Origin of the sequence: Pseudomonas sp. efr-133-TYG-23 (genome assembly GCF_030209215.1) — a bacterium.
GTDB lineage: Bacteria > Pseudomonadota > Gammaproteobacteria > Pseudomonadales > Pseudomonadaceae > Aquipseudomonas > Aquipseudomonas rhodesiae.
Window position 1 is genome coordinate 102,109 of the sequence record NZ_JARVSL010000016.1, and the last position, 10,967, is coordinate 113,075.

The following is a 10,967-nucleotide window of genomic DNA, read 5'->3' on the forward strand; positions in this document are numbered from 1 at the left end:
TTCGTTTCGAAAGATAACGAAGGCAATCAAAACCTATTGGGATGGTATCGTCAAGCGTCGAGAAGAGATTTTTTAAACGACACATATGAAAATGTGGGAGGGGGCTTGCCCCCGATAGCGCTGGGTCAGTCAGCTCATCTGCCACTGACGCACCGCCATCGGGGGCAAGCCCCCTCCCCCTTTGAAGCTAGCTGCTTATGTAACTGTGGATAACTCAGGTCTTCTTGATCTTGACCGGGCGCTTCCAGCCGTCGATGTTGCGCTGGCGAGCGCGTGCGACGCCCAGCTGCAAGTTATCCACATCCTGGTTGATGGTGGAACCGGCGGCAGTAGTCGCGCCATCGCCCACTTTGACCGGCGCGACCAACGAATTGTTGGAGCCGATAAATACGTCTTCGCCCAATACGGTCTGGTGTTTATTGGCGCCGTCGTAATTGCAGGTGATGGTGCCAGCGCCGATATTGGTGCGCGCACCGATGACCGCGTCCCCAAGGTAAGCCAGGTGACCGGCCTTGGCGCCTTCGCCCAGATGGGCATTTTTCAGTTCAACGAAGTTACCCACATGGGCCTTGGCTTCCAGCACGCTGCCGGGGCGCAGCCGCGCAAACGGGCCGGCATCGCTGCCCTCGCCCATTACGGCACCGTCGATATGGCTGTTGGCCTTGATCACCACGCCTTTGCGCAGGGTGCTGTCCTTGATCACGCAGTTCGGGCCAATCACTACGTCGTCTTCGATGATCACGCGGCCTTCGAGGATCACGTTGATATCGATCAGCACGTCGCGGCCCACGGTCACCTCACCACGGATGTCGAAACGTGCCGGATCACGCAGGGTAACGCCCTGGGCCATCAGGCGACGACCTTCGCGCAGTTGGTAGTGACGCTCAAGCTCGGCCAGTTGCTTGCGGTCGTTAGCACCCTGCACTTCCATCGGGTCGTGGGGCTGCTCGGTGGCCACCAGCAAACCATCGCTCACCGCCATTTCGATGACGTCGGTGAGGTAGTACTCGCCCTGGGCATTGTTGTTGGACACGCGGCCCATCCAATCCGCGAGGTTCTTGGCAGGCACAGCCAGAATCCCGGTGTTGCCTTCGGTAATGGCGCGTTGGGCTTGGGTGGCGTCTTTGTGCTCAACAATAGCCGCGACCTTACCGTCGGCGTTGCGCACGATGCGACCGTAACCGGTCGGGTCATCCAGTTCCACGGTGAGCAGGCCCATTTGGCCTGGAACTACGTGCTGGAGCAGACGTTGCAACGTGTCGACTTCAATAAGCGGCACGTCGCCATAAAGGATCAACACAGTATCTGCGCTGATAAAGGGTACCGCCTGCGCAGTGGCGTGCCCGGTGCCCAATTGCTTGTCTTGGAGGACGAAGTTGAGATCGTCCGCCGCCAGGCGTTCGCGCACCACATCGGCACCGTGGCCAATAACCACGTGGATACGCTGGGGCTGCAGTTGCCGGGCGCTGTGGATAACGTGACCCAGCATTGAATGACCGGCGACCGGGTGCAGCACCTTAGGCAGGGCCGAACGCATACGGGTGCCCTGGCCTGCGGCGAGAATGACGATTTCAAGAGACATGAATGGCTACCAATCCTGGGCGGTCCGGGTTCAGACCAAAGAAGTGTTTTGCAAAAAAAGAAAAAGGGTAGCCGAGGCTACCCTTTTTAATCAATCGCGCATGAAGCATGACGGCGTGGCCGCTTACTTCTTGCGGATCTGCTGGAGCGTGCGCAGCTGAGCTGCAGCCTCGGCCAGACGTACAGCTGCAGCGCTGTAGTCGAAGTCCGCACCCTTTTCGTTCAGGGCCTTCTCGGCAGCCTTGACGGCTTCCTGAGCGGAGGCTTCATCCAGGTCACTCGCACGTTGCACGGTGTCGGCAAGTACCTTGACCATGTTCGGCTGAACCTCGAGGAAACCGCCGGAGATGTAAAACACCTCCTTTTCCCCGCCTTGCTTGGTCAGAGTGATCGGACCTGGCTTCAAGCTGGTGATCAATGGCGCGTGGCCCATGGCAATACCCAAGTCACCGAGTTCGCCGTGTGCAATCACCATTTCTACCAGACCGGAGAAGATTTCCCCTTCCGCGCTGACGATATCGCAATGGACTGTCATAGCCATCTGATTGCCTCAACCTGATGAGCGCCCGTTTCCGGGCGCCTGGATTACAGTTTCTTGGCTTTCTCGATCGCTTCTTCGATGCCGCCGACCATGTAGAACGCTTGTTCTGGCAGGTGGTCGTAGTCACCGTTGAGGATGCCTTTGAAGCCAGCAATGGTGTCTTTCAGGGAAACGTATTTACCCGAAGCACCGGTGAAGACTTCAGCCACGAAGAACGGCTGCGACAAGAAGCGCTGGATCTTACGAGCACGGTTTACCAACTGCTTGTCGGCTTCCGACAGCTCGTCCATACCCAGGATCGCAATGATGTCCTTCAGTTCTTTGTAACGCTGCAGCACGTACTGAACGCCGCGAGCGGTGTCGTAGTGCTCCTGGCCGATCACGTTCGGGTCCAGCTGGCGCGAAGTCGAGTCCAGTGGATCGACCGCTGGGTAGATACCCAGGGAAGCGATGTCACGGGACAGTACAACGGTGGCGTCCAAGTGGGCGAAGGTGGTCGCTGGGGACGGGTCGGTCAAGTCATCCGCAGGTACGTATACCGCTTGGATCGAGGTGATCGAACCTTCCTTGGTCGAAGTGATACGTTCTTGCAGAACGCCCATCTCTTCAGCCAGGGTCGGCTGGTAACCTACTGCAGAAGGCATACGGCCCAGCAGTGCGGATACTTCAGTACCGGCCAGGGTGTAACGGTAGATGTTGTCGACGAACAGCAGAACGTCGTTACCTTCGTCACGGAACTTCTCGGCCATGGTCAGGCCAGTCAGTGCTACGCGCAGACGGTTTCCCGGCGGCTCGTTCATCTGACCGTAAACCAGTGCCACTTTGTCCAGAACGTTGGAGTCCTTCATCTCGTGGTAGAAGTCGTTACCCTCACGAGTACGCTCACCCACACCGGCGAACACGGAATAACCGCTGTGCTCGATGGCGATGTTACGGATCAGTTCCATCATGTTTACGGTCTTGCCTACACCGGCACCACCGAACAGACCGACTTTACCGCCTTTGGCGAACGGGCAAACCAGGTCGATAACCTTGATGCCGGTTTCCAGCAGGTCGTTGCCGCCCGCCTGTTCTGCGAACGACGGCGCGGCGCGGTGGATACCCCAACGTTCGTCGGTGGCAATCGGGCCAGCTTCGTCGATCGGGTTGCCCAGTACGTCCATGATCCGGCCCAGGGTCGCTTTACCGACCGGTACGGAGATGGCTGCGCCAGAGTCGATAACGTCCAGACCGCGCTTCAAGCCTTCGGTGGAACCCATCGCAATGGTACGAACTACGCCGTCGCCCAGCTGCTGCTGAACTTCCAGGGTAGTGTCCGCGCCTTGTACTTTCAGCGCGTTGTAGATGCTCGGTACGCTGTCGCGTGGAAATTCCACGTCGATAACGGCGCCGATGATTTGAACGATACGTCCGCTACTCATAGCTGGATCCTCTGAATATTTGAACCGTTAAACCGCGGCAGCGCCGCCGACGATTTCCGAGATCTCTTGGGTGATCGCAGCCTGACGCGCCTTGTTGTAGATCAGCTGCAAATCGCTGATCAGATCACCGGCGTTATCGGTAGCGTTTTTCATCGCGATCATCCGCGCCGCTTGTTCAGCTGCGTTGTTCTCGACCACCGCCTGGTACACCTGCGACTCCACGTAGCGCACCATCAAGCCGTCAAGCAGCTCTTTGGCATCTGGTTCGTAGAGGTAGTCCCAGTGGTGCTTGAGTTCCTGATCCGGGGTCGCCACCAGTGGAATCAATTGCTCCACGGTCGGCTGCTGGGTCATGGTGTTGATGAATTTGTTGGATACCACGGACAGGCGGTCTATCCGGCCTTCCAGGTACGCATCCAGCATCACCTTCACACTGCCGATCAAATCATTGATCGACGGCTCTTCACCCAGGTGGCTGATAGCTGCAACGACGTTACCGCCGAAGTTACGGAAAAAGGCCGCACCCTTGCTACCAACAACACACAGATCGATCTCGACGCCTTTTTCGCGGTTTACCGCCATGTCCTTGACCAGGGCCTTGAACAGGTTGGTATTCAAACCACCGCACAAACCACGGTCACTGCTCACTACGACATAACCAACACGCTTAACTTCGCGGTCGATCATGAACGGGTGGCGGTATTCCGGGTTGGCGTTGGCCAGATGCCCAATTACCTGGCGGATACGCTCCGCATAAGGACGGCTAGCAGCCATGCGCATTTGTGCCTTGCGCATTTTGCTGACCGCCACTTTTTCCATGGCGCTGGTAATTTTTTGCGTGCTTTTGATGCTCGCAATCTTACTGCGAATCTCTTTTGCGCCTGCCATGTAACACCTATCAGGTTAGCAAGCGGGAGCCTTGCGGCTCCCGCTGCGGCTTACCAGGTTTGGGTGGCCTTGAACTTCTCGATACCGGCTTTCATGCCAGCGTCGATATCGTCATTGAAGTCACCCTTCACGTTGATCTTCGCCATCAAATCGGCGTGATCGCGGTTGAAGTAAGCAATCAGCGCTTGTTCAAAGCTGCCGACCTTGGCGATTTCAACGTCGGTCAGGAACCCACGCTCAGCGGCATACAGCGTCAACGCCATGTCAGCGATCGACATTGGGGCGTATTGCTTCTGCTTCATCAGCTCGGTAACGCGCTGACCATGCTCAAGTTGCTTACGGGTCGCTTCGTCCAGGTCAGAAGCGAACTGGGCGAATGCCGCCAGTTCACGGTACTGAGCCAGAGCGGTACGGATACCACCGGAGAGCTTCTTGATGATCTTGGTCTGAGCGGCACCACCCACACGGGATACCGAAACACCGGCGTTCACTGCAGGGCGGATGCCCGAGTTGAACATGGCCGATTCCAGGAAGATCTGACCGTCGGTGATGGAAATCACGTTGGTCGGAACGAACGCGGAAACGTCGCCAGCCTGGGTTTCGATGATCGGCAGTGCGGTCAGGGAACCGGTTTTGCCGGTCACTGCGCCGTTGGTGAACTTCTCTACGTACTCTTCCGAAACGCGGGATGCGCGCTCCAGCAGACGGGAGTGGAGGTAGAACACGTCGCCTGGGTAAGCTTCACGGCCTGGTGGACGGCGCAGCAGCAGGGAAATCTGGCGGTAAGCCACTGCTTGCTTGGACAGATCGTCATAAACGATCAGCGCGTCTTCACCGCGGTCGCGGAAGAATTCACCCATGGTGCAACCGGAGTACGGTGCCAGGAATTGCAGCGCAGGAGATTCCGAAGCACTGGCAGCCACGATGATCGTGTTGGCCAGGGCGCCGTTTTCTTCCAGCTTGCGAACCACGTTGGCGATGGTCGATTGCTTCTGACCGATGGCTACGTAGACGCAGAAAATGCCGCTGTTCTTCTGGTTGATGATCGCGTCGATCGCCAGAGCGGTTTTACCGATCTGACGGTCACCGATGATCAGCTCACGCTGGCCACGGCCGACAGGGATCATGGCATCGACAGCCTTGTAGCCAGTCTGTACAGGCTGGTCTACCGACTTACGCCAGATCACGCCTGGAGCAACTTTCTCGACCGCGTCGGTCTCGGTGTTGCCCAGTGGACCTTTGCCGTCAACAGGGTTACCCAGTGCGTCGACTACGCGACCCAGCAGTTCCTTACCAACCGGAACTTCCAGGATGCGGCCAGTGCACTTGGCGCTCATGCCTTCAGCCAGACTGGTGTATGCGCCCAGTACAACGGCACCTACGGAGTCTTGCTCCAGGTTGAGGGCCATACCGTAGACGCCGCCCGGAAACTCGATCATCTCGCCGTACATAACGTCGGCCAGACCGTGAATCCGCACGATGCCGTCAGATACGCTGACGACAGTGCCTTCGTTACGGGCTTGGGAGGTCACATCGAGCTTGTCGATGCGGCCCTTGATAATTTCACTTATTTCGGAAGGATTGAGTTGCTGCATTGCTCTGCTGCCCCTTCAAACTCAAGATTTCAATGCTTCGGCAAGTTTCGCGATTTTGCCGCGAATCGAGCCATCGATAACCAGGTCGCCGGCACGGATAACAACACCACCAATCAGGGATGCGTCCTCCGAAGCTTGCAGGCGCACTTCCCGATTGAGTCGTGCACTGAGAACCTTGGCGAGTTTGTCTTGCTGTTCTTGGTTCAATGCGAAAGCACTGGTCACTTCAACGTCTACCGATTTCTCTGCTTCAGCCTTGTACAGGTCGAACAGCGCGGCGATCTCCGGCAACAGCGGGAGACGGTCGTTTTCGGCAATGACGTGAATGAAGTTCTGCACCTTCACATCAAACTTGTCGCCGCACACTTCAATAAAAGTGGCGGCCTTGTCTGCGCTCGTCAGGCGCGGGGCCTTGAGCACGCGCTGCATGGTGTCGTCTTGCGACACTGCTGCAGCCAGGCCGAGCATGGCTGACCAAGAGGCCAGCTGCTGGTGGGCCTGGGCGTGCTCGAAGGCTGCCTTAGCGTAAGGTCGGGCCAACGTGGTCAGTTCTGCCATGATCGCCCTCGCTTAAATTTCAGCAGCCAGTTTGTTAACCAGCTCCGCGTGCGCGTTTTGATCGATTGTGGCACCGAGGATCTTCTCAGCACCGCCGACCGCCAGAGCACCCAGTTGGGCACGCAGCGCGTCTTTGACGCCGTTCAGTTCCTGTTCGATCTCGGCATGAGCCGAAGCCTTCACACGGTCAGCTTCGACGCGGGCTTTTTCAACAGCCTCTTCGACGATCTGGTTACCGCGTTTCTTGGCTTGCTCAATGATCTCAGCTGCCTGTGCTTTAGCTTCGCGCAGTTGATGACCCACTTTTTCTTGGGCCAACTCCAGGTCGCGAGCTGCACGGCTGGCAGCGTCCAAGCCGTCCGCGATCTTCTTCTGACGTTCGTGCAAAGCCGCGATGACCGGAGGCCACACGAACTTCATGCAAAACACTACAAAAATGAAGAACGCAACGGATTGGCCAATCAGGGTTGCATTAATGTTCACGCCAACACCTCGCTCATTCGTTGTCCATCACCCCAATCACTCGAAATCGAGTGATTAGCCAGCGAGTTGACCAACGAAGGGGTTCGCGAAGGTGAAGAACAGTGCGATACCAACGCCGATCATGGTCACGGCGTCGAGCAGGCCGGCGACGATGAACATTTTAACTTGCAGCATTGGGACCATTTCTGGCTGACGCGCTGCGCCTTCCAGGAACTTGCCGCCCAGCAGGCCGAAACCAATGGCAGTACCCAGGGCGCCCAGGCCGATCAACAGTGCAACAGCGATAGCGGTTAGACCAACTACAGTTTCCATCTTTCCTCCCGACTTTTACGTCGTATGGTTTAGGTTTTTTAGATTTTAAAGCGGTAAAACAAATCGTTTCATTAGCCCTGGTGGGCCACCTTCCCGTTTCACCGGGAAGGACATCAGACTGGTCGAGACCGGCCTTAATGGTTCTCTTCGTGCGCCATCGACAGGTAGACGATGGTCAGCATCATGAAGATGAAGGCCTGCAGGGTAATGATCAGGATGTGGAATACAGCCCACGCCCACTGCAGAACAACGCCCAGGCCGCTAAGCCAGAGCAGACCGCTGCCGAACATCACAGCGATCAGAATGAACACCAGTTCGCCGGCATACATGTTGCCGAACAGTCGCAGTGCCAGGGAAATCGGCTTGGCGACCAGGGTGACGAACTCCAGCAGGAAGTTCACCGGAATCAGCAGGGCCTGAACGAAAATGTTCTTGCTGCCGAACGGGTGCAAGGTCAGCTCGCCGATGAAGCCGCCGATGCCCTTGACTTTGATGCTGTAGAAAATGATCAACGCGAACACCGACAGGGCCATGCCCAGGGTGGCGTTAGGGTCCGTGGTGGAAACGGCACGGAATGGAATGTGGTGATCGCCGGAGATCAGGATCGCCAATTGAGGAATCCAGTCGACCGGGATCAGGTCGACGGCGTTCATCAGGAACACCCAGACGAAGATGGTCAGTGCCAGCGGTGCGATCACCGGGCTACGGCCATGGAAGCTGTCTTTCACGCTGCCATCGACGAATTCGACCAATACCTCAACGAAGTTTTGCAGGGCACCCGGCTGACCGGAAGTCGCCTTTTTCGCCGCCATGCGGAAAATCAGGACGAAGATCAGACCCAGTGCGACCGACCAGCCCAGAGTATCCAGGTGGAAAGCCCAAAAGCCCATTTCTTTGGCTTCTGCTGCGGTGTGGGCGAAGCCCCAGCCGCCGTTGGGAAGCTGACCGAAGGTCAGGTTCTGCAAGTGGTGCTGGATATAGCCCGAAGCGGTTGTTTCTGCCATGGTTGCCTCAAACGCCCTAAGGTTTCGAAAGTCTTGTTTTCATTAGCAGGGGAGCGAACCAGCTGACCAGTTGGGTCAACACGAAGACACCGAATACAGCCAGCGGCGCCAATGGCTTCACACCTGCAAAGGTCAGTGCAAAAAGCACTGCCGTCAAAATCAGTTTCCCCGCCTCGCCGGCATAAAAAGACCGGACGATGGCCTGGGCTGCTCGGGCGCCGGAAAACCGAAAGGCCCTATGAGCAAAGTACATATTGGGCAGCAAGGCTATCAGGCCTCCGCAGAGTCCTGAATATCCGGCTACGACTCCATGCCAATACCAAAGCGCCAATGCGGCGATCAGCAGGATGACAAATTGAGCCAATAAAACCGGGAAAACGGCCAAGCGATGGAACGGCAACGTGTTTGGCGTGCGGGTTTCCATCACTCTTGCTCCTCAATGGTCGGCTGCCGGAAATCAATAACTTGGCATAATTTGTGCCGACAAAATGCGCGCAGAGTATAGGGGCGGTTCAGCCCCTATTCAACTGTCGGGTAGTGATTTCCGATCACGCGCTACATAAGCAAATGTTTCAGCGGATGTGGGCAAGGACGCCCTGAAGCTCATCGAGGGAGTTATATCCGATGACCAATTGGCCTTTGCCTTTCTTGCCATGGCGAATTTGCACCGCAGAGCCCAGGCGCTCGGCCAGGCGCTGCTCGAGGCGTGCGATATCCGGATCAGGTTTGGCCGTTTCGACCGGTGCAGGTTTACCACTGAGCCACTGCCGGACCAATGCCTCGGTCTGACGAACAGTGAGCCCTCGTGCGACAACGTGTCGCGCCCCTTCAACCTGTTGATTTTCCGGCAAACCGAGCAACGCACGGGCATGGCCCATTTCCAGGTCACCGTGGGACAACATGGTCTTGATGACTTCCGGCAGCGCGATCAGACGCAGCAGGTTGGACACAGTTACGCGGGATTTACCTACCGCCTCGGCCACCTGTTGCTGGGTCAGCTGGAATTCTTGCTGCAGACGCTGCAACGCAATCGCTTCTTCGATGGGGTTGAGGTCTTCACGCTGGATATTCTCGATCAAGGCCATGGCGATCGCGGTTTCGTCCGGCACATCGCGGACCATCGCCGGGATAGTCTCTTTGCCGGCCTGCTGGCTGGCGCGCCAGCGGCGCTCGCCGGCGATGATCTCAAAACGGCCCCCACCGATCGGGCGAACCACGATCGGTTGCATCACACCCTGGGCCTTGATCGAATTGGCCAGTTCTTCCAGCGCCTGGGGATCCATATCCCGGCGCGGCTGGTATTTGCCGCGCTGGATCAGGTCCAGGGGCAGGTGCTGCAACTCGCGCTCGTCAGCCTGCACCGCTTGTTCTTCAAGGGATGTAACGGTCGGACCACTCAACAGTGCATCCAGTCCACGTCCGAGACCTCGTTTCTTGACGGCCATGGGGATTCCTTAAGTTGGCTGGGCGGCAGCGGTGCGTGAGTTGCGGCGTTGGCGACGGACCATCTCGCCGGCCAGTGCCAGGTAGGCAATGGCGCCACGGGACGATTTGTCGTAAGCCAGGGCAGGCATGCCGTAGCTCGGGGCTTCGGCCAAACGGATGTTGCGCGGGATCACCGTATCGTAGAGCTGGTCGCCGAAGTGTTCCTTGAGCTGCGCCGACACATCGTTCATCAGGCTCAGGCGCGGATCGAACATAGTCCGCAAAAGACCTTCGATCTGCAGGTTCGGGTTGAGCAACTCGGCAATCCGCTTGATGTTATCCACAAGGTCACTCAAGCCTTCGAGCGCGTAGTACTCGCACTGCATGGGGATGATCACCCCATCGGCAGCGACCAGCGCGTTGAGCGTGAGCATCGACAATGAGGGTGGGCAGTCGATCAAAATGTAATCGTAATTCTCGCGGATCGGTGCCAAGGCGCTGCGCAGACGGCTTTCTTTCATCTGCATTTCCAGCAGCACCACTTCGGCCGCAGTCAGATCGCGGTTGGCCGGTAGTAGCTGATAACCGCCGTGTTCGGAATAGTGCATGGCCTGGGCCAGGTCGCACTCGCCGATCAGCAAGTCATAGACTGAGTTTTCCAGGCCGTGTTTATCCACACCGCTACCCATGGTGGCGTTGCCCTGTGGATCAAGATCGATCAACAGCACCCGGCGCTTGGTGGCCACCAGGGATGCTGCGAGGTTGATGCAGGTGGTGGTTTTGCCCACGCCACCTTTTTGGTTCGCTATCGCGAATACCTTAGCCATTCTTGCTTGTGTTCCCAATCATGCCGTGCGGCGCAGTATCAGCAGATGGCGTTGGCCTTGGCAACCGGGTACGGCCAAGGCGTGTTCGCTATCAAGGTGGAAGTCCGTCGGCAATGCTAACAGCTCATCGCTTGGATGGACGCCCTTCATTGCCAGCCAACGGGTGTCTTGGTCGCCCAGGTGGCGGGTCCAGTTGCTGAAGTTTTCCATGCTACTGAACGCCCGGGAAACAATTCCGTTGAAGGGCTGTTCAGGCGTAAAGGCTTCGACGCGGCTGTGGATAACCTGCAGGTTATCCAATTTGAGTTCAAGTTTGACCTGAGTCAGGAAGC

Annotated in this window: 13 protein-coding genes; all 13 read right to left on the bottom strand. The window is 57.4% G+C overall.

Annotation, left to right across the window (positions count from 1 at the left end):
* Nucleotides 1–214: 214 nt before the first annotated feature.
* On the bottom strand, nt 215–1,582 hold the full coding sequence (gene glmU / locus QRN41_RS11460; RefSeq protein ID WP_285421585.1) for a bifunctional UDP-N-acetylglucosamine diphosphorylase/glucosamine-1-phosphate N-acetyltransferase GlmU: 1,368 nt from the start codon (nt 1,580–1,582) through the stop codon (nt 215–217).
* A gap of 123 nt (nt 1,583–1,705) precedes the next feature.
* Nucleotides 1,706–2,122, bottom strand: coding sequence for a F0F1 ATP synthase subunit epsilon (locus QRN41_RS11465; RefSeq protein ID WP_034101601.1), 417 nt, complete (start codon nt 2,120–2,122; stop codon nt 1,706–1,708).
* A gap of 44 nt (nt 2,123–2,166) precedes the next feature.
* Nucleotides 2,167–3,543, bottom strand: a complete 1,377-nt coding sequence (gene atpD / locus QRN41_RS11470) for a F0F1 ATP synthase subunit beta (protein ID WP_034101603.1) — start codon at nt 3,541–3,543, stop codon at nt 2,167–2,169.
* Between the two features lie 27 nt (nt 3,544–3,570).
* Nucleotides 3,571–4,431, bottom strand: coding sequence for a F0F1 ATP synthase subunit gamma (gene atpG / locus QRN41_RS11475; protein WP_010207685.1), 861 nt, complete (start codon nt 4,429–4,431; stop codon nt 3,571–3,573).
* 50 nt (nt 4,432–4,481) lie between these two features.
* Complete coding sequence (atpA, locus tag QRN41_RS11480; RefSeq protein ID WP_285421586.1) at nt 4,482–6,026, bottom strand: F0F1 ATP synthase subunit alpha; 1,545 nt, start codon at nt 6,024–6,026, stop codon at nt 4,482–4,484.
* Nucleotides 6,027–6,047: 21 nt separating this feature from the next.
* Complete coding sequence (locus QRN41_RS11485; protein WP_003195833.1) at nt 6,048–6,584, bottom strand: F0F1 ATP synthase subunit delta; 537 nt, start codon at nt 6,582–6,584, stop codon at nt 6,048–6,050.
* A gap of 12 nt (nt 6,585–6,596) precedes the next feature.
* On the bottom strand, nt 6,597–7,067 hold the full coding sequence (locus QRN41_RS11490; RefSeq protein WP_003177066.1) for a F0F1 ATP synthase subunit B: 471 nt from the start codon (nt 7,065–7,067) through the stop codon (nt 6,597–6,599).
* A 54-nt stretch (nt 7,068–7,121) separates the two neighbouring features.
* Nucleotides 7,122–7,379 (bottom strand): F0F1 ATP synthase subunit C, encoded by a 258-nt coding sequence (gene atpE / locus QRN41_RS11495; RefSeq protein ID WP_002555987.1) that lies wholly within the window; start codon nt 7,377–7,379, stop codon nt 7,122–7,124.
* A 134-nt stretch (nt 7,380–7,513) separates the two neighbouring features.
* On the bottom strand, nt 7,514–8,383 hold the full coding sequence (gene atpB / locus QRN41_RS11500; RefSeq protein WP_034101609.1) for a F0F1 ATP synthase subunit A: 870 nt from the start codon (nt 8,381–8,383) through the stop codon (nt 7,514–7,516).
* Nucleotides 8,384–8,399: 16 nt separating this feature from the next.
* On the bottom strand, nt 8,400–8,807 hold the full coding sequence (locus QRN41_RS11505) for a F0F1 ATP synthase subunit I (RefSeq protein WP_010565865.1): 408 nt from the start codon (nt 8,805–8,807) through the stop codon (nt 8,400–8,402).
* 148 nt (nt 8,808–8,955) lie between these two features.
* Nucleotides 8,956–9,828 carry a ParB/RepB/Spo0J family partition protein gene (locus tag QRN41_RS11510; RefSeq protein WP_016970690.1) on the bottom strand — a complete coding sequence of 291 codons (873 nt, stop codon included), beginning with the start codon at nt 9,826–9,828 and terminating at the stop codon, nt 8,956–8,958.
* A gap of 9 nt (nt 9,829–9,837) precedes the next feature.
* Nucleotides 9,838–10,635 (bottom strand): ParA family protein, encoded by a 798-nt coding sequence (locus QRN41_RS11515; RefSeq protein ID WP_016978715.1) that lies wholly within the window; start codon nt 10,633–10,635, stop codon nt 9,838–9,840.
* Between the two features lie 18 nt (nt 10,636–10,653).
* Nucleotides 10,654–10,967 (bottom strand): 16S rRNA (guanine(527)-N(7))-methyltransferase RsmG (locus QRN41_RS11520; RefSeq protein ID WP_285421587.1); only part of this gene is annotated, 314 nt, incomplete at its 5' end.

Bases quoted from the DNA above. Each gene is read 5' to 3' on its own strand.
- glmU (WP_285421585.1), bottom strand. From the start codon at position 1,582: ATGTCTCTTGAAATCGTCATTCTCGCCGCAGGCCAGGGCACCCGTATG.
- QRN41_RS11465 (WP_034101601.1), bottom strand. From the start codon at position 2,122: ATGGCTATGACAGTCCATTGCGATATCGTCAGCGCGGAAGGGGAAATC.
- atpD (WP_034101603.1), bottom strand. From the start codon at position 3,543: ATGAGTAGCGGACGTATCGTTCAAATCATCGGCGCCGTTATCGACGTG.
- atpG (WP_010207685.1), bottom strand. From the start codon at position 4,431: ATGGCAGGCGCAAAAGAGATTCGCAGTAAGATTGCGAGCATCAAAAGC.
- atpA (WP_285421586.1), bottom strand. From the start codon at position 6,026: ATGCAGCAACTCAATCCTTCCGAAATAAGTGAAATTATCAAGGGCCGC.
- QRN41_RS11485 (WP_003195833.1), bottom strand. From the start codon at position 6,584: ATGGCAGAACTGACCACGTTGGCCCGACCTTACGCTAAGGCAGCCTTC.
- atpE (WP_002555987.1), bottom strand. From the start codon at position 7,379: ATGGAAACTGTAGTTGGTCTAACCGCTATCGCTGTTGCACTGTTGATC.
- atpB (WP_034101609.1), bottom strand. From the start codon at position 8,383: ATGGCAGAAACAACCGCTTCGGGCTATATCCAGCACCACTTGCAGAAC.
- QRN41_RS11505 (WP_010565865.1), bottom strand. From the start codon at position 8,807: ATGGAAACCCGCACGCCAAACACGTTGCCGTTCCATCGCTTGGCCGTT.
- QRN41_RS11510 (WP_016970690.1), bottom strand. From the start codon at position 9,828: ATGGCCGTCAAGAAACGAGGTCTCGGACGTGGACTGGATGCACTGTTG.
- QRN41_RS11515 (WP_016978715.1), bottom strand. From the start codon at position 10,635: ATGGCTAAGGTATTCGCGATAGCGAACCAAAAAGGTGGCGTGGGCAAA.